The 22718-nt window shown below is 38.4% G+C and carries 22 protein-coding genes and 1 other annotated feature; of the genes, 15 read left to right on the top strand and 7 right to left on the bottom strand.

Annotated features, from left to right (window positions below; all coding sequences use genetic code 11):
- Positions 1-2 precede the first annotated feature (2 nt).
- The 3 genes from FIU87_RS10285 (at position 3) to FIU87_RS10275 (ending at position 3408) form a co-directional block, all read left to right on the top strand.
- Entirely contained in the window at positions 3-803 is an 801-nt protein-coding gene (locus FIU87_RS10285; protein WP_152444510.1) for an RDD family protein, read from the top strand.
- 563 nt (positions 804-1366) lie between these two features.
- Positions 1367-2356 (top strand): nuclease-related domain-containing protein, encoded by a 990-nt coding sequence (locus tag FIU87_RS10280; protein WP_152444509.1) that lies wholly within the window; start codon positions 1367-1369, stop codon positions 2354-2356.
- Positions 2357-2427: 71 nt separating this feature from the next.
- Entirely contained in the window at positions 2428-3408 is a 981-nt protein-coding gene (locus FIU87_RS10275) for a ring-cleaving dioxygenase (RefSeq protein ID WP_152444508.1), read from the top strand.
- Positions 3409-3593: 185 nt separating this feature from the next.
- Here the strand turns inward: FIU87_RS10275 and FIU87_RS21025 are convergent, their stop codons facing one another.
- Both FIU87_RS21025 and metG read right to left on the bottom strand, forming a co-directional pair.
- The gene (locus tag FIU87_RS21025; RefSeq protein WP_172971021.1) at positions 3594-3734 is read right to left on the bottom strand and encodes a hypothetical protein; all 141 of its coding nucleotides are present in this window, start codon (positions 3732-3734) and stop codon (positions 3594-3596) included.
- Positions 3735-3836: 102 nt separating this feature from the next.
- Complete coding sequence (gene metG / locus FIU87_RS10270) at positions 3837-5456, bottom strand: methionine--tRNA ligase (RefSeq protein ID WP_152444507.1); 1620 nt, start codon at positions 5454-5456, stop codon at positions 3837-3839.
- Between the two features lie 44 nt (positions 5457-5500).
- Positions 5501-5758: a binding site (T-box leader), on the bottom strand.
- A 126-nt stretch (positions 5759-5884) separates the two neighbouring features.
- Here metG and FIU87_RS10265 point away from each other — a divergent pair.
- Together FIU87_RS10265 and FIU87_RS21020 are read left to right on the top strand one after the other, a co-directional pair.
- A complete protein-coding gene (locus FIU87_RS10265; protein WP_152444506.1) occupies positions 5885-6835 on the top strand; it encodes an alpha/beta fold hydrolase in 951 nt (316 codons plus the stop codon).
- Positions 6835-6993: a hypothetical protein gene (locus FIU87_RS21020; protein WP_172971020.1), complete on the top strand. Its 159-nt coding sequence runs from the start codon at positions 6835-6837 to the stop codon at positions 6991-6993. Before FIU87_RS10265 ends, FIU87_RS21020 begins: the two co-directional genes overlap by 1 nt.
- Positions 6994-7037: 44 nt before the next feature.
- On the opposite strand, the gene FIU87_RS10260 is transcribed toward FIU87_RS21020, so the two are convergent.
- Together FIU87_RS10260 and FIU87_RS10255 are read right to left on the bottom strand one after the other, a co-directional pair.
- Positions 7038-7904 carry a DUF3307 domain-containing protein gene (locus tag FIU87_RS10260; protein WP_152444505.1) on the bottom strand — a complete coding sequence of 289 codons (867 nt, stop codon included), beginning with the start codon at positions 7902-7904 and terminating at the stop codon, positions 7038-7040.
- 24 nt (positions 7905-7928) lie between these two features.
- Entirely contained in the window at positions 7929-8672 is a 744-nt protein-coding gene (locus FIU87_RS10255; RefSeq protein WP_152444504.1) for a hypothetical protein, read from the bottom strand.
- 244 nt (positions 8673-8916) lie between these two features.
- Here FIU87_RS10255 and FIU87_RS10250 point away from each other — a divergent pair, with 244 nt between their 5' ends.
- From FIU87_RS10250 to FIU87_RS10235, 4 genes are all read left to right on the top strand, one after another.
- Positions 8917-10155, top strand: coding sequence for a YeeE/YedE family protein (locus FIU87_RS10250; RefSeq protein ID WP_152446503.1), 1239 nt, complete (start codon positions 8917-8919; stop codon positions 10153-10155).
- Between the two features lie 268 nt (positions 10156-10423).
- Positions 10424-12016 (top strand): ATP-binding protein, encoded by a 1593-nt coding sequence (locus FIU87_RS10245; protein ID WP_152444503.1) that lies wholly within the window; start codon positions 10424-10426, stop codon positions 12014-12016.
- 15 nt (positions 12017-12031) lie between these two features.
- Positions 12032-12718, top strand: coding sequence for a response regulator (locus FIU87_RS10240; RefSeq protein WP_152444502.1), 687 nt, complete (start codon positions 12032-12034; stop codon positions 12716-12718).
- A gap of 27 nt (positions 12719-12745) precedes the next feature.
- Positions 12746-13120, top strand: coding sequence for a glyoxalase superfamily protein (locus FIU87_RS10235; RefSeq protein WP_152444501.1), 375 nt, complete (start codon positions 12746-12748; stop codon positions 13118-13120).
- Between the two features lie 30 nt (positions 13121-13150).
- On the opposite strand, the gene FIU87_RS10230 is transcribed toward FIU87_RS10235, so the two are convergent.
- Complete coding sequence (locus FIU87_RS10230) at positions 13151-13795, bottom strand: pentapeptide repeat-containing protein (RefSeq protein WP_172971019.1); 645 nt, start codon at positions 13793-13795, stop codon at positions 13151-13153.
- Between the two features lie 177 nt (positions 13796-13972).
- Between FIU87_RS10230 and FIU87_RS10225 the strand changes: the two genes are divergently transcribed.
- The 4 genes from FIU87_RS10225 (at position 13973) to FIU87_RS10210 (ending at position 17651) form a co-directional block, all read left to right on the top strand.
- A complete protein-coding gene (locus FIU87_RS10225; RefSeq protein ID WP_152444499.1) occupies positions 13973-14983 on the top strand; it encodes a tripartite tricarboxylate transporter substrate binding protein in 1011 nt (336 codons plus the stop codon).
- A 66-nt stretch (positions 14984-15049) separates the two neighbouring features.
- On the top strand, positions 15050-15514 hold the full coding sequence (locus tag FIU87_RS10220; protein WP_152444498.1) for a tripartite tricarboxylate transporter TctB family protein: 465 nt from the start codon (positions 15050-15052) through the stop codon (positions 15512-15514).
- Between the two features lie 12 nt (positions 15515-15526).
- Positions 15527-17035, top strand: a complete 1509-nt coding sequence (locus FIU87_RS10215) for a tripartite tricarboxylate transporter permease (RefSeq protein ID WP_152446502.1) — start codon at positions 15527-15529, stop codon at positions 17033-17035.
- Positions 17036-17108: 73 nt separating this feature from the next.
- Positions 17109-17651 (top strand): hypothetical protein, encoded by a 543-nt coding sequence (locus FIU87_RS10210; protein WP_152444497.1) that lies wholly within the window; start codon positions 17109-17111, stop codon positions 17649-17651.
- 367 nt (positions 17652-18018) lie between these two features.
- On the opposite strand, the gene FIU87_RS10205 is transcribed toward FIU87_RS10210, so the two are convergent.
- Positions 18019-19032: a cytochrome d ubiquinol oxidase subunit II gene (locus FIU87_RS10205; protein ID WP_152444496.1), complete on the bottom strand. Its 1014-nt coding sequence runs from the start codon at positions 19030-19032 to the stop codon at positions 18019-18021.
- 12 nt (positions 19033-19044) lie between these two features.
- Complete coding sequence (locus tag FIU87_RS10200; protein ID WP_152444495.1) at positions 19045-20376, bottom strand: cytochrome ubiquinol oxidase subunit I; 1332 nt, start codon at positions 20374-20376, stop codon at positions 19045-19047.
- 312 nt (positions 20377-20688) lie between these two features.
- Here FIU87_RS10200 and FIU87_RS10195 point away from each other — a divergent pair, with 312 nt between their 5' ends.
- Together FIU87_RS10195 and FIU87_RS10190 are read left to right on the top strand one after the other, a co-directional pair.
- Positions 20689-21906, top strand: a complete 1218-nt coding sequence (locus tag FIU87_RS10195; protein ID WP_152444494.1) for a tetratricopeptide repeat protein — start codon at positions 20689-20691, stop codon at positions 21904-21906.
- A 138-nt stretch (positions 21907-22044) separates the two neighbouring features.
- On the top strand, positions 22045-22683 hold the full coding sequence (locus tag FIU87_RS10190; protein WP_152444493.1) for a hypothetical protein: 639 nt from the start codon (positions 22045-22047) through the stop codon (positions 22681-22683).
- Positions 22684-22718: the final 35 nt, after the last annotated feature.

The following is a 22718-nucleotide window of genomic DNA, read 5'->3' as shown; positions in this document are numbered from 1 at the left end:
TCTTGCACGCAGAACATGTGGATATAAAAACACCAGAATACGTATCCTTAAAATATCAAACCGCAGCCCTTGGAAGTAGGTCTGCAGCTTTTCTAATAGATAGTGTTATCCTTATGTTATTTAACATTGCAGTCATTATAGGTCTCCTAATCTTTTTAAATGCTACCTTTCTGGATTTGTTCTATATAGACGTGCCATCCTACATAATTGCTGGTGCCAGCATCCTCTTGTTTGTCATTAATTGGAGCTACTTCTTTTTATTTGAATACTTCACTGGCGGGAGAACATTAGGCAAAAAATTTATTGGAATAAGAGTGATTCAAGACAATGGCCACAGCATCACGTTGTTATCCAGCCTCATTCGCAACCTCTTGCGCATTATCGACATGCTACCAATCAATTACCTTGTAGGCATGACCATGATCTTTTTCCATTCCAAACACAAACGCCTTGGCGATTTAGTAGCAGGTACCATCGTCGTACATGAGAGAGGAAAAAAGAAGAAAAAGAAATCCTCTCTTGATCGCAATTTGGAGGAAAGAGGGATTACAGGAAGCTCCCCAATCGTCGATGAATGGGCATTGCGTCAGCTTACCGCAAAAGACTGGAAACTCTTAAAAACCTATGCTTCTCGTATAAGCAGCCTCGCTTCAGACGACCGTTCTGTTCTGTCCCGCAAAGTCGCCGACATTCTCTTTCCAAAAGTAGGACTTCATGCACCAGACAAATCCTACGAGGAATTGGAAGTTATGCTATTAAGGCTATATGTATTGCTTAAGGAAGAGTGGGAGTACGAGTTGTAGAATATATCGTTAAAACTCAGGGCAGCAAGCTGCTTTGAGTTTTTTTTATTTTAATAGCTGGGGGATGTGTAGAGTTACTGGGTTTGGTGTTAAATGTAGAAGGGGGAGAGCAATCAAAAAAATGGAATTGTTTTGGGTAATTAAGGAGTGTCTTTTTACCAAGAAGGAGTTCGGATAATGGATAAATATGGAAAACACTCTTAGAAGTGTGAGCGATGGAGACTTTTAGGTAATCATCTGGTTTCACAATGGATTTTCGGTGTGCCTATCGCCTAGAAGAAGCTTTGGAGATGGATAATTATGGGGTGGGGATGGAGGCAAAGGGCGGGGGGGATTGGGTAATTATGGTATTCGCTCGTAAATTTGATTTTTCGCTCGTAAAACAAAAATTTCGCTCGTAAATTAAAATTTTCGCTCGCAAATATTTAAAATCGCTCTTAAAACCTCGTTTTCGCTCGTATTTTTGTATTTTCGCTCTTAAGGCATTTTTACCTTAAAAGTATAAGACTTTTTTCTCTGATTTTAGTATACTAGTACCAACTCAACTCAAAGGAGGCCTAAATTTGATAATTAAAGCTAGAGAAGTACCTCGAAATCTCCTCATTTTAATGGCTATAGAACGCCGTCTACCTCAACATCATCCACAAATGCCAAAAGTGAAAGAGTTAATAGCTAAAAATATGAAAGGGTTTAGAGGAGAACAATCAATAGAGTACCCGTTAAGTATTCTTCCTGAAAAAGAGTTTTTCATACTCCACCATCTATGGCTCCATGTTCAAGAAAGTAGTTTCCAAATAGACACTCTTATTATCTCTCCGAAATTCATCATGCTATTAGAAGTCAAAAATATGGGTGGCACCATTTATTTTGATAGGAAATTTAACCAAATGATACAAACCTATCAAGGAAACAAGATTACCTACCAATGCCCCATCATTCAAGTGAACAATCAAAAAAGACTTTTTGCCAAATGGCTTGAACAGAATAATTTCACTAATTCGTCATTGTGTTCTAACGTTGTCATTAGTAATCCTTCTACATTAATTCAAGTTGATCCCTCAGACAGGACAACCTTCCAGCACGTTATCCAAGGACATTTTATCCCCACAAAGGTAGAACAGCAGTCCAGCGTCTTCAACAAAGTTATCTTTTCAACTAAAGACATAAAACGATTATTTAAGGTTCTACTAAAGCAACATAAGGAGAATATCAAATCAAAATCACTCTTAACCACGCTTGACATTAGAAATGATGAGCTTCAATCAGGAGTGCAATGCGAATCCTGCTTAGCTTTTAAAATGATGAGGTTACATTCCATATGGTTTTGCAATGATTGTCAACATCGTTCTAAAACCGCGCACATCCCAGCTTTAATAGATTTTTGTTTGTTACATGGAGAGGAGATATCTAACAAACAAGCAAGAGACTATCTTCAAATCTATTCGAAGCACACGATAAAAAGAATTCTCCAGTCTCTAAACCTACCAACAACAGGTACCCACAAATCCACCCAATACCACCTAACCCCATTACTCCAAAACACCACCATTTGACATCCCCTACTAGCCACGATATAATTATCTCGAATTCAAGATAATTACCCAAAACCATGGGAGGTACGAAGATGAAAAATGGATTAAAAGGAATTCACCACGTAACTGCCATCACGAGCAGTGCAGAAAAAAACTATGAATTTTTCACATATGTATTAGGGATGAGGCTTGTAAAGAAGACCGTGAATCAGGACGATATCCAAACCTATCATTTGTTCTTTGCTGATGACGCTGGAAGTCCTGGGACGGATATGACATTCTTTGATTTTCCTGGTATTCAAAAGGGAACTCATGGAACAAACGAAATTTATCGGACAGGATTTCGTGTTCCAACAGACGCAGCTTTGGACTATTGGGTGAAGAGATTCGACCGACTCCAGATAAAGCATGAGGGTATTGAAAATCAGTTTGGTACCAATGTTATTAACTTTGTAGATTTTGACGATCAGCAATATCAGCTTGTGTCAGACGAAAACAACCAGGGAGTAATGCCGGGCACACCTTGGCAAAAGGGGCCGATTCCACTGGAATACGCGATTACCGGTCTTGGGCCGCTTCACATTCGAGTTGCTAATTTTGATTTTTTCAAAGAAGTTCTTGAAAAAGTACTTCTTTTTAAAGAAATCAATCAAGTTGAAAACACACACCTTTTCGAAGTGGGAGAGGGTGGGAACGGGGCACAGATAATTGTCGAGCACGATAGCACTTCACCGCAGGCACAGCAAGGATACGGCACCGTACATCATGCGGCGTTTCGCGTGGACAATCGCCAGGTTATTGAAGAGTGGGATGAAAGATTAAAAAACTTTGGCTTTCATACTTCTGGGCATGTGGACCGTTATTTCTTTGAATCACTCTATGCAAGAGTAGCACCACAAATTCTGTTTGAATTTGCAACGGATGGCCCTGGGTTTATGGGGGATGAGCCTTATGAGACCTTGGGGGAAAAGCTGTCACTTCCGCCATTTTTAGAACCGAAAAGAGAACAAATTGAAAAATTGGTACGACCTATAGATACCGTTCGAAGCGATAAGGAATTTACCAAAGAGTAAGTAAAAAAGAACCGCAGCGCAAAGCTTCGGTTCTTTTTCATGGCTGTTTTCGTAAATTTTGTTGCTATTCCATTTATCAACATTGCTGCATTGCTCTTTTCTTAGAGGAAGGTTTAAACATGTGGCAATTTTTCGAATGGAAAAAGCAACAATCTTTTAGAAAATAGTCTGTTCATAAAGGGGGATTAGTCGTCTAGGTTGTCTAAGCGGCGTTTAAAATAGCGAATCATGCGGATTGCTTTTCTGGCTCCACGTTCTAATTGATCTTCGGTCTCTTCTACGATGTTTTCTCCCAATCTAGTGACAAATTTATAATAACGTAACATGCTGCTGTCACCCCCTTTACTCTATCATATGTAGATAGATTAAATCGGACAGGGTGTTTTACCTGTTTTCTAGTATTTTTTTTAATAGAGTTACTAGAGAGCTTAAGATTGCTTGTCAGCTAGTTTCTGAAGCTCGTGTTGAACGTGTTGATCATCTATTCTCTGAAAAAGGGGGGAGACATTTGTCAGCTTCAAATCCGTCATTTCCTGTACTCCCCATTTTACAGGAGTAATTCCAACCATCTGAAACACCTTTTCGCTACTGAAAGGAAGAAAAGGGGTGAGGAGGGTTGCGATGTTAACAATGATAAACGAGCATTCCCATAAGGTTTGTTGACAAAACGCATCATTTTCTTTAATTTGCTTCCATGGTTCTTTTGTGTCAAAAAATTTATTGGCTTTCCGAATGTAGTAAAATATTTTTTCTAAAGCCAGCTTAAACTGAGCGTTTTCTATAAGGATACCAACGTCAAAGAATAATGCTGTTATTTCAGATTCAAGGTCTACGCTAGGTTTCTTTACCTTTAAGTGTCCATCATAAGATTTCTCAATAAACTTAAAAGTTCGGTTTACAAAATTACCATATGCTCCAAGTAGTTCACTGTTATGACTGTATATAAATTCTCTCCAGGAAAAATCCGCATCTTTTTTTTCAGGGGCGTTGATGGTTAAAAAGTAGCGGAGAGAGTCAGGATCATACACTTCAAGAAATTCTGGAATCCAAACAGCCCAATTGTTGCTTGTGGAGACTTTTTTCTTTTCAAGGGTAATGTATTCATTTGAAACTATATGTGCAGGAGCAGTATGCTGTTGGCTTGCATGAAGAATTGCTGGCCAAATGATAGTATGAAAGGGGATATTATCTTTTCCATGAACATAATAAGAAACCGTCTCCTCGTTCCAAAAGGCATCAAACTTTTCATTCATTTTCGCAGCTGAAAGGTAACCGATTACCGCTTCCACCCAAACATAAATTTTTTTATCCTCAAAGCCTTTGACAGGTACTTGGACCCCAATTGGCAAATCTCTGGTGACCGCACGATCATGAAGTCGCTCTTTTAGATATCTTTTTGTTAGAGAGAGCGCATTTTCTCGCCAGCTACCATTTTTTTGTGCTTTTTCGACTAAAGTTTCCACATGTTGTTGAAATTGAGAAAGTGCAAAATACAAATGTTTAGTCATTTTGACAGCAGGACGCTCTCCACACAAACTGCAGCAGCGATTTTCTAAATCAAGCGGATCTAATATAGTGGAACAATTGTCGCATTGATCACCACGGGCACTAGATTTACATACTGGGCAAATTCCTACAACAAAACGATCTGGAAGGAATTGTTGACAACCTACACAAAAAATTTGTTCCACTTCTTTAGGATAAAGATATCCTGCATCGTAAAGATCTATGATGGTTTTTTGGACTACCTCATGATGCTGGTGAGAATCAGTCCGAGAATATACGTCATAGCTAAATCCTAGCTTATTGAAGCATTCTAAAAACTCTTGATGATAGCGATTAGCAATGCTGCTGGCCTTTACTCCTTCTTTTCTCGCTTTGACAGCTATGGGTGTTCCATTACAATCGCTCCCTGAAACGTAAAGAACGTTTTCTCCTTTTTGACGATAGTACCTTGCTAGAATATCTCCTGGTAAAAGACTGGCAATATGACCTATATGCAAGGACCCATTGGCATAAACCCATGCACCACCAATAAAAATATTCATCTTTATCCCCCCTTAAAATAAAAAAAACCGCCCTTAACAAAATCGTTAAGGACGGGGTATATATCCACGCGGTACCACCTTATTTTACAAATGACTCACATCATTTGTCTCAGCAAGTACGGAGCAGGTTTAGCTCGATACTGTGACATTTATAACGAGTGCCTAATCTCGCTACGGCTTACTTAGGTTCAGCCGTAAAGCTCGGAGGTCATGTTCAAATGAATGTTTTTGCTTCTTTTCAGCTGCCGAAGCTCTCTGTCAAAAAACAGGGTCATTTTACTTTATCTCGTCATCGCAATATTCTTAAAATTATTTGTATTATATGATGCAGCGAAAGAATTGTCAATATTACCAAAAAAAGAGGAAAATAGCCAGGATTGTCGAATGGTAAAAGGTCATCATTATTATTTTAAACAGGAGGACAAAAATTGAATCCGTTATTAAGAAGAGCAATTTCTACCTTATTTTTCCCCTTAACAGTAGCCACTTATATTGTTTCAAAAAAAGAGCTTAGACATCTTCAGCCTCGAGGGAAGTTAATTAAAATAGATGGTCGACAAATACATGCACATGTCACAGGTGATGGAGGTCCAACTATTATATTGGAAGCGGGAATGGGGGGCACTCATCTTGATTGGTCTTTCATTCAAGATGGTATTTCTAAGAAAAATACGGTTCTTTCATATGATCGTGCTGGTTATGGTTGGAGTGAGGAATCAGCGAGAGACTTAACAGTACAACAGCACGTTAACACTTTAAGAATGTTACTTCAAGAACTAAGGTTAAAGCCTCCATTTGTTTTGGTAGGCCATTCCTATGGTGGACTAATGATGAGAGAGTTTGCTGCAACTTATCCTCAGGATGTCGCTTCATTAATTCTAATAGATGCTGTCCATGAAGATTGGTATGACACAGAACAGATGACCATAGCAAGAAAAACTGCCATTCAAAAAATACAACGAGTTCATAAGGCAGGGTATTATTTTGCAGACCTTGGGGTACCGCGTTTATTCAAACTACATGTAGGATCAAAGCATTTACCTAAAGAGATATTGAAGGAAACAAAAGCTCTTGGGTTTCAAGCAAAATCCTATCGAACCATCTATTCTGAGCTGTCACATGCAGAAAAAAGTGTGAAAGAACTCCAGAAATGTCCACAAATACCAGAACAGATTCCCATTACTGTTTTAAGTGCTGGAAAGCAAACGGATGTATGGAAGCAACAGCAGCAAAAACTAGCGGCACTCCATAAAAATACGGAGCATTTTACAGTAGAAGATAGCTTTCACGCAATACCTATACATAAACCTGATGCGGTTATTCATACAATTAACACAGCAGTAAATTTGTTTAGAGACCAGAATAAAGGAGCTGTATAATGGTTGAAAATAGTTATTTTGTCGGGTGGGGGACTTTAGCGCTTATTAATGCGGGTCTTGCTCAAGGTAAAAATCGTAGTGGACTAAATTGGTTCTTGCTTTCTATTTTTCTTGGACCGGTAGCAACGTTTATTTTGCTTTTGGTAGAAAAAAGATAATGAAAAAAGGCATGATTCCGTCCAATCATGCCCTCTTTAAGAAATCATCCCAGTAAAACAACCTTTAACACCACACCATAGACAATCGCTAACAAAAAAGAGGTCAGTGTGCCGAGCAGAAAGTATTCTGCCCAATCACGGTCATCCATTTGCTTAAAGCGGGTTAGCGATTTAGCAGCAACGATGAATCCAACGGCTGAAAAAGACCCCATTAATATTAATGCTACTACAAGCAAACGTTCTAGGTAGCCAATTACTTTTCCTCTTGATAGATCCTGATGCTTCATCACCATGTATGTATATTCTTCTGACATGTTTTTCTCGCTAGTTGCACTTACTGCCAAATCACGCAAGGTATATTTCCCCTCAAACAAGGATAGGTGCCGGGTCAGCGTGCCCAGCATGATTTTAATTAAATGCCCCGTTACGGAGGTGCACAGAATAAACATAATGCACAAAAATAGTAAGCTATTTACTAACCCATGGTCGGGTTGTACGCCTTCTATTAGTTTCAGCGAAAGGAGGATGTAGTGAAAAATATCACCCAAATCTACTTTTATGAAAAGATAGCAGACTACCAAAATACTAATAATATGTAAGAGCTGATCTCCAACAAAAAGACTAAGATTATAGCTATTTTGTCGTTGAGTAGTCACTGATTTTTCTTGCAGTTTAATTTTAATGCCATCCACCACACCATGTAGAGTTACGATGACAAGAGTGGGGAGGAGTACCTGTGTCAAAAACTCTGTGCCTTGAACAAAGTACAAAACAGTCAGCGCAAGGAAGATAGTGATGGTATGGTGAACCAAATGTCGTAGTAGGTATTTCTTTTTATCACTTACCATGGTTTCTGTTTGTAAATAAAAGTCAGCAATCAAGTGAGCTAATACAAGCAATAAGATGGTCATCGTTAACTCCTTTCTTCAACACTGTTATAGAAGCTTGTCCATTTCAGCTTTGAGATTATTTTTTATTGTCATCTCTATTTCCCTTACTATGTGTTGAGGTTGATTGCCACACTTAACGACTTCGAGTTCATTTAATGTTTTTTGAATGGTTGCCATCGTTTTTAATATTATCTCACAATTGCCTTTTTTATAGTGACTGGAAATAGTAGAAGGCGACTTTTTGACTATGCTCGCAATTGCTTTTTGCTCACCTAAAATGCTATATAACATGGATATTACCCTTTGAACAGATGTCTGTTCACTCATTAGCTTATGCTGGTATTGCAAAAGAAGATTCGTCATATCACAAGCAGAAGCAAGCGAACCCTTTGTTTCATATTCGAATAACATACCTGTTCGCTGAGAGCTGTTTTTAATTGCTTCATTCGCTTTTCGAGCATGTCGCATCATTGGATGATTCCAGGTGTCTAGGTCGATCTTTGTCAAATCTTCATCTACATTCCCAAAGGTAATCCCGAAATAGGGAGGCTGATCTTGATGCTTCCATATTTGGGTAATATAGAAGGCCACTGTATACGCAGTAGCATAATGGTCGAATATCGCTACAATTTCATCGCCTAGTCGGTGTTTGACAAGGGAATGGGGAAGACCTGTCGACCATTTTGATATTTTTTTTTCAATTTCTTTTAAATAGGAGGTAATTTCCTCCCAATTTTTTGTAGAATTTGTCACGTCCATCATGAAAATAGATACTGGTTTACTCATCATTACACCTTCTCAATAGAATAAGTTAACTTTCCTCATCATAGCTCAATTCGATTATTTAATCAACATATGTTATTTTCGATAGTTTAGTCGAATTATAGATAAATAGACTATCCAGTCAATTCTATGAGATTACTAGGCAAGATGGTTTACATTTATTGCTTATGAGGCTAAAATTACAACTATTCACGAATAATTCCGATAAAATCAATAAGAGAAGGTGTGATTAAACATGACACAACCATCTATGACGGAAACTAGTTATCAATCAAGAGCAACAACGGTAGTATCCACCTTAAATCCAATTCAAAAACCTTTCCTAACATTAGGGGTGATCGCAAGTGTTATTTTATTTATTGCTATCATCACAAAAACGGATATGGTGCAAGGCGTGTTATTTATAATAGGCCTTGGACTCGGCGTGACCTTGCTTCATGCCCGGTTCGGTTTTACCTCTGCATTTAGAAGGTTAATGTCGGTGGGGAACGTGCAAGGCTTGCAGGCCCATATGCTAATGCTTGCCGTTGCAACAACCTTGTTTGCCATCATATTAAGCACCGGCTTTAGTTTTACAGGTACGGCACCTGCAGGCTATGTATCTCCTGTTGGCGTGAGTGTTTTAGTTGGTGCGTTCATGTTTGGAATAGGGATGCAGCTTGGTAGTGGTTGCGCATCAGGCACCTTATATTCCGTAGGGGGTGGGTCCTCCTCTATGATTCTTACCTTACTCTCCTTTATCGTGGGTTCTGTTATTGGAGCGTATCATTTTACATTTTGGATGGAGGAGACACCAGCTTTGCCGCCGATCTCCTTAGCGGAATCTACAGGCTTTGGCTATTTCGGGGGCTGGATCATTCAAATGGCATTGTTTGCGGGGATATATTGGGTAACTGTAAAAATAGCAAAACATAAAAATCCACCACAGATGAAACCGCTCGCGACTACAAACGGGTGGAAAAAGATTATCAGAGGTTCATGGCCGCTGTTTACTGCAGCTATCATCCTGGCACTTCTTAATGCACTTACATTAGCGGTACGCGGCAACCCGTGGGGCATTACTTCCGCCTTTGCATTATGGGGAGGAAAAGCCTTGATGCTTGTAGGTATTGATGTTTCAAGCTGGGGTTACTTTTCAGGAAAAAACGGAATGGCACTGACTCAAACAGTGCTGGCTGATTCCACAAGTGTCATGAACTTTGGCATTATTTTAGGTGCTTTTATTGCGGCAGCTGCCCAAGGAACATTCAAACCAAAACGCATAAAACCAGGCATTGCCGGTGCATCCATTATCGGAGGTCTCTTGATGGGGTACGGGGCCCGCCTTGCGTTTGGATGCAATATTGGCGCATATTTTGGCGGAATTGCCTCCTTTAGCCTACATGGTTGGGTGTGGATGGTAATGGCGATGCTTGGAACATTGCTAGCATTATTCATCCGACCGCTCTTCGGCTTGAAGAATCCAAAACCTACTGATTCTGTCTGCTAACAATAATATATTTTTAAAGAATACGACTCTTTGCTAATAGAGGGTCGTATTTTTTTGTGAAAAGAAAGCAGATGGAGAAGTACGGGAAATAATTCAACAGCATTATTATTCTGATATAAGTGAATTTTTTATCATTATATAGAAATAACTATTTCACAAAAATGCCTTGTTAAATTATTTCCCGAAGCCAATTATATTTGTCGCAATTTATAGAAAATATGTTCATGTTGTTATAAAATAGGGGATAAATCTTGGAGGAATAAACAGAATGACTTTTAGAAAAAAACCAATAAAACTGCAAACAAAAATAATTGTACTCATCCTGTCATTGATTATTCCCATTGTTTTTTTGATAAGTGGTGTATTTTTTTATTTAGAAAAGAACGAAATCAAAGAAAACACCGGCAATAGAGCTCTGCAATTTGCGAAAACAATTTCCTATATGCCTGAGGTGATTGAGGCTTTAGAGACAAATAAACCAAATGATGTATTGCAGACATTAATGGTTAAAATCCAGCACGACATACAAGCAGAGTTTGTCGTGATTGGAAATACGGAAGGAGTTCGTTATGCCCATCCTGATCCAGCAAAAATAGGCCTTAAAATGGTAGGTGGGGACAATACTGGTGCGCTTAAGGAAGGAAGAGCTTATGTTTCCGAAGCAAGAGGGTCTTTAGGTGAGTCTATACGTGGGAAAGCACCGATTTTTAATGAAGATGGGACAATTATTGGCGTTGTTTCCGTCGGGTTTCTTACGGAGAAAGTCGCTAAACGAACAGAAGAAAAGCTAAGGAATATATTGGCGTTAGCATTACTAGCATCTACTATTGGAATTTTTGGTGGTGTTTTATTGGCAAGAAACGTGAGAAAGGATATTCATGGCTTAGAACCACATGAAATTGCCTCATTATTCCGAGAGCGAAATGCTATTTTACACTCTGTAAAAGAAGGAATTATTGCTATTGATGCAGATGGATATATTACGATGGTTAACCCTTCCGCTCTAGAAGTGCTCCAATTAGAGAAAAACTCCATCTTACATAAACACATATCAGAAGTTATGCCAACTAGTGATATCCTTGAGGTAGTAGAATCTGGGGAACCTCAGGAAAATAAAGAAATTACACTATTAAATAAACCGGTTATTGTAAATCGCATTCCTATAAAAGAAAAAGAAAAGGTTGTTGGTGTGGTTTCGAGTTTCCGTGACAAAACGGAGATGAACAAACTGCTGCACACTCTAATTGAAGTGAGAAAATATACGGATGAGCTACGGGCGCAAACACATGAGTTCACAAATAAATTATATGTGATTTCAGGTATGCTTGAATTAGGAAAATACCAAGAGGTTCAGGAATGGGTTCAGGAAGAATATCAGGTGCATCAAGAGCAAAATCATATTCTGTTTGAACAAATAGAAGATGAAAAATTGCAAGCAATTCTTCTTGGTAAGCTTGCTGTGGCTTCGGAGAAAAAGGTACAACTACGATTAGATGAAGGAAGTTCTATACGAGTAATTCCCGATCGTATTCCATTAGCAAGCTTAGTGAGCATTATTGGAAATCTTTTAGATAATGCGATAGAAGCAACGGAAGGAAAAAAGGATGGGGAGGTGTCCTTTTTTGCCATTGATTTCGGCAAAGAATTAATCTTTGAAATTAGTGATAACGGTTCGGGTTTTCCAAACAACATTTTAGATAACATGTTCAATAAAGGCTTTACCACGAAAGATGGCACGGAAAAAAGGGGATTTGGACTTGCAGTAGTTAGAGATGAAGTGGAAAGGCTTGGAGGTACACTTGAGGTACAACGAACATCTGACGACAAATCCATCTTTAGTGTTTATCTTCCAAAAAGCTAGAATGGGGTGGGAGAATTGATTCAACTTTTAATTGCTGAAGATGATTTTCGTGTGGCAAATATCCACGAACAGTTTATCGAAAAAATGGAGGGCGTTATTGTTTCTGGGAAAGCAATGACTGCAAGAGAAACATTAGAAATATTAAAGGAAAAAGAAATTGACTTGATTCTATTAGATAATTATATGCCAGATGAAACAGGAGTTGATATCCTTCCTTTCATTCGGACCTCCTTTCCAAAGGTGGATATTATTATGGTCACTGCTGCTAATGATCGAAAGGTAGTAGAGCACTCGTTAAAGTTTGGTATTGTCGATTATCTAATCAAGCCCGTTACCTTTACCCGTTTTGAAAAAGCGATAAAAAAGTATATTGCTAGAAATACCTTTATATCAGATAATGAAATCTATGACCAAGTCTTAATAGATACATATCTCCATGCCGAATCCGACAATTCAAGTAAGCGTGCATTACCAAAAGGAATCGATGCCTTTACTCTGGAAAAGGTCCAAGAATTGCTAGCATTTCATGCAGAAATCGGCTGTACCGCTGAACAACTCGGGGAAATGATGGGGGCATCGCGTACAACTGCAAGAAGATACCTTGAGTATTTAATATCGATAACAGGAGCAAAAGCAGAGCTTGAATACGGATTAGTCGGAAGGCCCGAAAGAAAGTACTACCTGAAAGAAACATCCCTTTAATCAATCTTAGCGAAATGAGGCTAAAAAATGAGAAATAAACTCAATTTACAAATGGCCACACCAGTTTTAAGGATTTTTGATTTAGAAAAAGCAAAGGAGTTTTATTGCGAGTTTCTAGGGTTTGACATAAAATGGGAGCATCGGTTTGAAGCAAACTTTCCAATATATATGGAAATAGCAAGAGAGAACTGCATCATTCATTTAAGTGAGCATCATGGAGACGGTGTGCCCGGTACACTAATAAGAATTGAAACGGAAGAGATTAATCAACTTTATCAATCTCTCATAGATAAGAACTATAAATATGCCAAACCAGGAATTGAGGAAACGCCTTGGAATATGAAAGAGGTCAGAGTTGGCGACCCTTTTGGAAATAGAATTGTCTTTTTTGAAAGAGGCTAAAGAGAGCACAGTTTAGAAGTGCTCTCTTTTTTATTCGTCCTTCACCACAATTCCAAACAACTCTATTAAAGAAATGGCTTGCTGTGGAGATACAAGGGCACCTCTTAAGTCACTTTCCTTCAGATGAATAGTATCAAATTGGCATCTGCTGAGGTCTATGTTTTTTAAGGAAGTGTCCGAGAATTGTACTTGGTCAATGTTGGAGCTTCCAAATTGCACATTGCTCAGGGTAGAAGCAATAAAATTCGCTTCTTTTAATACGCAGTTATCAAAATGAACATCTCGTAGATCTGTGAGACTAAATAATGAAAAAGGAGCTAGACAATTTATAAATTGCACATCACGCATTTCAGTTTCATCAAAATCCACACCAAGTAATTTACATTCTCTAAACTCCACACGATTCAAACGTGAGCCGTTTAACTTTAGATTGGACAAATCACATTTCTCAAAGATGACATCATTTAATGTGGAGAATGACAAAAGAGATTCCTCTAACGTGGTATTTTTAAAATAAACTTCATTAAAACGGGCATTCTTGGCTTCTACAGTACCTGTAAAAGAATCGAGTAACCCTTCCTCTATGTAAGAATCACCAACAATATCACTAATTGACATGCTCTCCAAAAATTCAGGGAGCATTGGCTGTTGAATATTCTTTTCTTTTCTTTTCATGTACACACGCCTCCTCATGTTCTCAAGCTTACCATAACCCCAATTTAAGCTGTGAACAAAATGAACAAAATGCCCACAAATTCTTTTATAGCCTTTATTTTGTAAACGGTTACATTATTGTTAATTTTCTTTACAATGACCCCTAAGTACATATTTTAAAGTAAAGGGGAGCTAAAGATGAAGGGAAAGAAAAAAGTAGGAATGGTAGTATTGAGCTTCATACTTGGATTAACAGCTGCATGTTCGAGCTCTAGTGGAGGAATTAACGCAGATGGAACATGGGAGCCGAAAAAGCCAATTGAAATGGTGGCACCAGCTGGAGCAGGTGGGGGATGGGATACTACAGCAAGAATGGTTTCTCAAACCTTTGAACAAGAAAATCTGATTGATAAACGGATGCCTGTTGTGAATAAGCCTGGAGGCGGTGGGGCCGTTGCCTGGTCTTCCATCACGAAAAAGGAGGGAGATCCTTATCATCTGTTTGTCTCCTCTCCACCACTACTTTTAGTTCCATTAAACGGACAGTCTGAAAACACCTTTGAAGATTTCACACCGATTGCTAATGTTATCGCTGATTATGGTGCATTTGCCGTAAGAGCCGATGCAAAGTGGAACAACCTGAATGAACTATTTGATGATATGAAAAATGATCCAGGCAGTATTACAGTGATCGGAGTATCATCTCCTGGAAGCATGGACCATATTCAATTTGTAAAAATCGCCAAGGCAGCTGGTGTAGATATTACAAAAATTAAATATGTTTCAGAACAAGATGGAGGTACACTGACAGCCCTCCTAAATGGCAGTGTTGACGTTTATTCAGCAGGAACAGCTGAAACGGTGGAGCAGGTAAAAGCCGGAAAAATCAAGGTGCTGGGTATTACCGCAGAAGAAAGATTAAAAGGGGAAGTGCTTGAAGATTTTCCAACGGCAAAAGAACAAGGAATAAATGAAACATTTGTAAACTGGCGAGGCTTTTTTGGGCCACCTAATATGGACCAGGCTGCTGTTGATTATTATGTGGAAAAATTCTCAGCACTTAACAAATCTAAAGCATGGGATGACATCCGAAAAAAATATGGTTGGAATGAACTGTTCATGACTGGCGAGGAATATAAGGATTTCTTAAAAAAAGAAAACGAAGAAATGCAGAAGCTACTTGATGAATTAGGACTTGGTGAACAATAATACCAAAAATTAAGGGAGCCAGGCGAAAAATAAAGGCCCGGCTCCTTCACGTTAGGTGGGAGAAGATTGTTATTCTTAAAGCCAATAAACAGAAAGCTCGGATTCATTCTTGCTGCTATAGCCAGTTTGTATTTATTTTTCAGCTACAAAATTCCTAGCTATCCTTATGCAACAGTGGATGCCGATGTTGTGCCTAAAGGGTTAGGCTACTTACTGTTATTTCTTTCTATTCTTTTGTTTTTACAAAGAACCGTGGAATCAGAGCAGGAGAAACAAAAAAGAGATATCCCTAAAAAAGAATTAGGTGTTTTACTTGCAGTTGCTGGTTTTATCCTAATTTATATCTCTTTATTTGAAATCGTAGGCTTTGTAATCATGACCACGTTATTTATTTTTTGCTGTTCATCTTTTCTTGGGTTTAGAAAATATATCACAAGCTTAATTGTTGCTATCGTTTTTTCCCTACTAATATATTTTTTGTTTAACTACTTACTTTTAATTCATTTACCAGCAGGAATACTACCATTTTAGGAGGTGAGCATGATGGGTTCGATGGAAGGAATATTATCTGGCTTTGGGGTAGCGTTTAGCATAGAAGGAATCCTATTTGTGTTTTTAGGCGTGTTTATCGGCACATTCATCGGAATGATGCCGGGTCTCGGACCAATAAGTGCCATAGCCATTATGATTCCTGTCACATACAGCATGGATCCTGCACTAGCATTAGTGATGATGGCAGGCGTATACTACGGAGCTGTTTTTGGCGGTTCCTCCTCATCCATTCTATTAAATGCACCAGGAATTTCAGGTACAGTTGCCACCGCATTTGATGGGTATCCAATGGCTCAGCAAGGGAAGGCAGGCAAGGCACTGGCTATTGCCGCTATCGCTTCCTTTACAGGGGGAACCGTCAGCGTTATTCTTTTGATGCTATTTACACCGTTGCTTGCTTCTGTTGCGGTTGTTTTTGGTCCAGCAGAGTATTTTGCTTTAATGTTAATGGGATTAACGGCCATTTCAAGCCTTTCAGATGGCTCTACCATCAAGGCGATGATCTCAGCAGTGCTTGGGTTTATGGCGGTCACCATTGGTATTGACGCCCAAACAGGAACACAACGGTTTACATTCGGAAATATCAATCTTTTGGAAGGAATAGATTTTCTTGTCATTGCCTTAGGATTATTTGCATTAGCAGAGGTTTGCATGTTGATTTTCAATAGAAAGGATAATTCCGGTGGGATGAGTGGAAATATCGGCAGTTTAAGACTATCTAAAGAGGATTTCCATGAAATGAAAGGACCTGTAACGAGGCAGTCCTTTCTTGGATTTATTCTAGGGGTTCTCCCCGGTGCTGGGGCAACAATCGCGTCCTTTATTGCTTACGTCACGGAAAAGAAAATAGCAAAAAATCCTGATGAATTTGGAAAAGGCTCAATTAAAGGTCTTGCAGCTCCGGAAACAGCAAATAATGCGGCAACTGGAGGAGCTTTTGTTCCACTACTTAGCTTGGGTATTCCAGGGTCAGGCACGACCGCAGTCTTGCTTGGTGCATTCCTTGTGTTAGGGGTCCAACCAGGTCCTTTACTAGTACAAGATAACCCTGAAGTGTTTTGGGGAATCATTGCAAGTATGTATGTTGGTAATATATTTCTATTAATATTAAATTTACCACTTATTCCATATATCGCGAAAGTTCTAAAGGTTCCTAGACCACTACTTATCTCACTTGTCATTATGTTTAGTTTAATAGGAGTTTATGCCATTAGCTTTAACACCTTTGATTTATATATTCTCCTCTTATTTGGAGTAGCAGGTTTTTTGATGAGGATCTTTTCCTTTCCAGCAGCACCGTTTATTCTTGCATTTATTCTAGGTGGCATGATGGAACAGGCAATGAGACAATCGCTTACCATTTCAAATGGTAACTGGCTAGTATTTGTGCAACGTCCTATCGCAGCCACTTTAATTGCCATTGCAATTATTTCATTAATTATTCCTTTGATAAAAAGAAAAACCACTGTTGGACCAAAAAACAACAACATAAATGTATAAAATAGTAAATTAATACAAAAAAATGAAACCCTCTCCCTCTTTGTTCGTAATAGTATCAAAGGGGGAATACAGGATGATCAGAGAAAAAAAGCATAATTTTATTGGACTTGCCATTGCCATATTGATAATTGCGCCGATAATTGTTTGGGTGGTACCTTTTATTGTTCAAGGGATTTTATATGATGATGCCAATGTATGGGTATTGAAAACGCCGAAAAATGTCTATATCTTATACACGATTGGTTGTGTGCTTCTTCTATTTGCGTCTATATTTTCTTATCTGTATTACCATAAAAAAGTACTTTTCATGTCTTTAGGTATTGTGTTGGCACTTGGGATTATGGCGTTTGCCTCCATGAGTTATGTTTTAGTTGGGGAAGAGGGGGTTGCTTGGAGAACATCTGGCTTATCACAAGAAAAAAAATATGGCTGGCAGGATGTAGAAAAAGTCTATTTGACCATTGATAATGAAGAGGATCAAGATTATTTCGAATTTCATTTTAAAGATGGAGAAACCACCTCGATAAAGCGACCAGCTAGTGTCGAAGACTTCAACTCCAACCTCTTACAACTAAAGAAAATTTATGGCTTTCCATATACTAGAAAAGATTTATAAAAAAACTCCTGATATGTCGGAAGCATGATTCAAAAAAAGTTACAAATGGGTGATTGGAGCAAAAGGCGGAGACTATTTTCGCAAATGAAGCGATTAACAGGAGAACCCAGCAAGGCAATAGCCCGAGGATGCTCCTGCATCGCCCCTGGGATGTGGAACCATTTTGCGGAGATTACCAGTGGCCTCCCAGCCGTTCCAAAAAAAGCTGTCTAAAAGTCAACGTTTTCTGACTTTCAGACAGCTTTTATTTTGTTTATTTATACTTTTCTTTCCCCATAGCTCCCCAAAGGAATAATACTGTAATTCCAGCAACAACGATGAGGGGGGATGCATACATGATTAAAAAATGCTCCATAATTTTGCCTCCTTATTTTTTTCCTTGCACGTATTTGTTATCAAACAAGAACAAACGCATTAACAGATACAACGATGGAATAAGTAGGAAAAGTCCCGCAATGAATGCCGTAATTAAAGCAATTGCCATCGATTCGTTCGTAAATCCATCATAAATTGTTAAGTAAGGATATAACAGGTAAGGCATGTGAGAAGCTCCATACCCGTAAAATGCTGTTGCAAATTGCAGCATCACGAGTATAAATGCTATGCCAAGATTTCTCTTTTTCCACATCAGATAAACGGCGCCAAGGAAAAAGAGAAAGGAGAGACTGAACAACCAGGAGTGGCCTAGCATACGTTCAAAGTGAATAGCATTATGGTCACTGACTGCGAAAAATACTAATACACTTGCAAGAATAGTTGGCAAACTCCAGTTCAAAGCATATTTTCTAAGTACTTCAAAGGCTTTTTCATCACGAGCAACATTTGCATAAAAAGCTAGGAAAAATGCTGAGATGTAAAGCACACTAACAATGGCTAATAGAACAACTGCCCATGAGTAAAAGCTGGTAAACAATGCGTGATAGTCAAGCCACACAGAGTCCTCGTATTTATAGATGTAGCCACCCTCTGAAATAGTCAAAACAACAGACAAAGAAGCTGGTATTAAAAGACCAGTTGCGCCGTATAACGCTTGGTAAGCAAGACTTCCTTTTTCACCGTAATGATGAAACGCGTAATAAGAACCACGTATGGCGAGTAAAACGATTGCAATGCTTCCAGGAACAAGTAGTGTTGTTCCATAGTAATAGGCAGTAGAAGGGAAGAACCCAACTATCCCAATAAAGAAAAACACTAAGAACACGTTCGTGACCTCCCAAACTGGGGAAAGGTAACGAACGATAATTTTGTCAATAAGATGATCCTTTTTTGTCAATCTCGAATAAAAACTAAAAAACCCGGCGCCAAAGTCGATGGAAGCGACAATCAAATAACCATATAGAAATGTCCAAAGCACCGTGATTCCAATTACTTCATAGCTCATTTGTTATCCTCCTCATTCCATCCCTCTATCTTGGAGCTCTTTCTCCACCGGGTTATTTTTGAACATTTTTCGTAAAACAGTGGTACATGTAGAGAGAAGTACTAGATAGAGTAGCACAAACAAGACGATCATTAAATCCACATGATCTGATGTGGTCGCACCTTGTTCTACTGTCATATAACCCACGAGTAACCATGGCTGTCTCCCTAATTCTGCAAAGAACCAACCCATCTCAATGGCAAGGAGAGAGAGGGGACCACCTGCTAAAATTGCCCAAAGCAATGGTTTGTTCCATTGATTCCATTTCCGTACTTTAGCAATCAGCACATAAAGAATAGAAATGAACGCCAGAAACATCCCGATTCCCACCATAAGGTCAAAGAAATAATGAACAACTAGTGGTGGTAATTCTTCTTCTGGGAATTCCTCCAGTCCAATAACCTCTGCACCTGGATCACCGTGTGCAAGTATACTTAATGCATATGGTATCTCTAAAGCATATTTCACTCTATTTTCTTCATCTAGAATTCCACCTACAATCAATGGAGCTTCTGTTGTCGTTTCAAAATGCCATTCTGCTGCTGCTAGCTTTTCTGGCTGATACTCAGCTAGGTATTTACCGGAGAAATCTCCAATAATAGCGGTTGATATCGCAAAAATTGCTGCTGCAGTCATGGTAAGATGCAGTGCCTTTTTATGATACACATGGTCTTTCCCTCTTAAAATCGCAAATGCGGCAATGGCTGCTAGCACAAAAGCAGACGTTAAGTAAGCAGAAGAAAGAACATGTGCTACTTTTGTTGGTGTAGCAGGATTAAACATTGCCTCTAAAGGGCGAATATTTGTCAAAACACCATTTTCTATATCAAAGCCTCGAGGAGCATTCATAAATCCGTTTACCGTGGTGATGAAAAAGCCTGATGCAGTAGCTCCAAGCGCTACTGGAATCAACAAGAGAAAATGATAGATTTTCTTTTTAAAACGATCCCATGTATAAAGATAGATTCCAAGAAAAATAGCTTCAAAGAAAAATGCAAATGTCTCCATAAATAGAGGTAAACTAATGACATGGCCTGCAAGCTGCATAAAATTTGGCCAAAGTAAGCTTAGCTGAAGACCAATGGCTGTACCAGTCACTACCCCAATAGCCACTGTAATAACAAAACCCCTTGCCCACCTTCTTGCAAGCAAACGATAGTGCTCATCCTTACGTTTAATCCCCATCCATTCGGCTAAGGCAATCATAAGAGGCACACCAACACCGATAGTTGCAAAAATTACATGTACTGCCAACGTTATTCCGGTAAGAATTCTGCTGTACAACACCGGATCATATTCAAACATCCATCTTCACTCCTTTGTGTAGCTCAATCGAAACTCTGTGTTCCATTACATTATACAATAGTTTGCTCAGTATTTCACAATATTAAGTCTGCGCTGACTCTTATTACTAGTATATTCCCTATTATTTAAAAGAAAAACAGGGAAGCGGCAGTTGTTTTTGACATCTTTATGGCGAAGATGGGGCTAAATTGTGACGGAGAAGGTGTAGTAGAAAATTATACATAAAATTAGCTATTTTACTAGAAAAATGTACAAAAATGTGGAATAAGGTGGTAAAATATTCTTATAATTCACACAAAAGGGGGTTTATCGATGCGTATTGTAAATAACCATTTTCATAGCCTTGCAAGAAAAAAAACACCTCTCCATTACAGCCTCGATTACGGAATTCTTTGCACCGACGAACTCACTGCACACAAGGATGAAAATCAAAAAATTCGAACTGCCAGAAATATAAAATCTCCTCTAGAAGAACTACTATATAATTTATATGACTTAACTGTTGCTCAGAATAAAATTCAGGCAAGAGACAAATTTAATTACCTTCATGATGAGTTTGAATTAAGCGAAGATAAAATAACACACGAAGAGCTACTTCTTTATCTGATTGTAAAACTAAAATATTATTTAATGATTCAAGATAAGAAGCTTTATAAGCCTATTTTTAATCAAATTAATATGTTACCCACGAGCTTAAACCCCACCTTAGAATATATTCATTACAAAACTTTAGGTATTTATTATTATCGTACAGACAATTTTCTTCAATCAACGCTCGCTCTTAGTAATGCAATGACATTGTCTGATGCTCTTCCAATGCTTGCAGATGATGATCGAGCGGAGTTGTTTTATCAAGTTGCATTAACAAAGATTAAAACAAATGAAGTATTTGAATCCATTTATTACGCTGAGAAAGCCTTGACCATCTATCAAAGTAATTACAATCAAACCCGCTCCGCTGAATGTCACATCATTTTAGGAATTAACAACAATTTTTGCAAGCGCTATAAAATGGCAGAAAAACATTTCCTGTCCGCAAAAAATATTGGAGAGACCATCAAGGACAACTATTTGGAATCAATGGCATTAAATAACCTCGGCTCTATTAAATCTCGTTTGCAACAATCTGAAGAAGCTATTCACTATTATTTAGAGTCTCTCAAACTTAAGAATCAGGATAGTAGAAGTGTCTATTCTATTCTAGGTCTTGTTTTTGAATATATTAACCTAAACCAATTTGAATTTTCCAGAGAATGGGCAGAGCAGGGATTGCTATTAGCAAAACGCGACAACAACCAAGAGCATATCATTCATTTCACCACCCATATCTATAAAATTGATAAAAATCCGGAAATAGAATCTTATATTAAGGATCAAGTGTTACCTTATTTTGAGAAAGCAGGAAACAAACGATTTAATGTCAAATATACGGAAATGCTCGCAAAATATTATTATGACAATTGCCAGTACAAGCTTGCAAGTGAGTATTATCAAGAAAGCTTAGAAAGCTTGAAAGAAAAATTATCTTAACTTCCTACCAAAACCCGCTAAGAATAAGCGGGTTTGTTTCTTTTGAATATCCAAAACCTGCTTCTTTCATGCTCAAAGTGATAATACAATAGAGAATAGCAAAGTATTTTGTAAAACTAATCCGAAGGGGGAAGGAGTATGAGGTACTTAAAGCTAACGATTTTCATTTGCTTAATTTTATCCTTATTTGGGTGTGCATTATTTGAAAAAGGAGAAGCAGTGGAAGACCCCACTCCAGTAGAAAATGGACACACTGATGAAGAGGAAGAACAAGAGGAAATAAAAGCAGATGAATTTGCCTTATCTGTTGCTACCTTACTCAGAGATAAAGATTTCTCCACATTAAGTGAGGTGGTCCATCCAGTGAAAGGAGTCCGATTTACTCCTTATGCATATATCAGGGAAGAATCTGACCAAACTTTTACTGGGGAGCAAATAAAAACAATTTGGCAAGATCAGACGGTCTATACGTGGGGAGAGTTTGATGGGTCAGGAGATCCGATTAATCTTACCTTTCAAGATTATTATGAGAAGTTTGTTTATGATGTAGATTTTGCTCAACCAGAGGAGGTATCGACCAACAAGCGCATAGGGCAAGGAAATAGCTTGGATAATGCACAAGAATTCTACCCTGATGCTATTGTGATTGAGTTTCATTTTTCAGGAATTGATCCAAAATATGAAGGATTGGATTGGAGAAGCCTTCGTGTTGTCGTGGAGCAGTTGGATGGCAAGTGGTATGTGGTTGGTATTATCCATGATCAATGGACAATTTAAATTGGTTAATATGATAAAATGACCTTAAGAGAATT

The organism is Bacillus sp. THAF10 (genome assembly GCF_009363695.1).
Lineage (GTDB): Bacteria > Bacillota > Bacilli > Bacillales > Bacillaceae_I > Sutcliffiella_A.
Note: the sequence above shows the minus strand (reverse complement) of the source record. Positions and strands in the feature narration are given on the sequence as shown.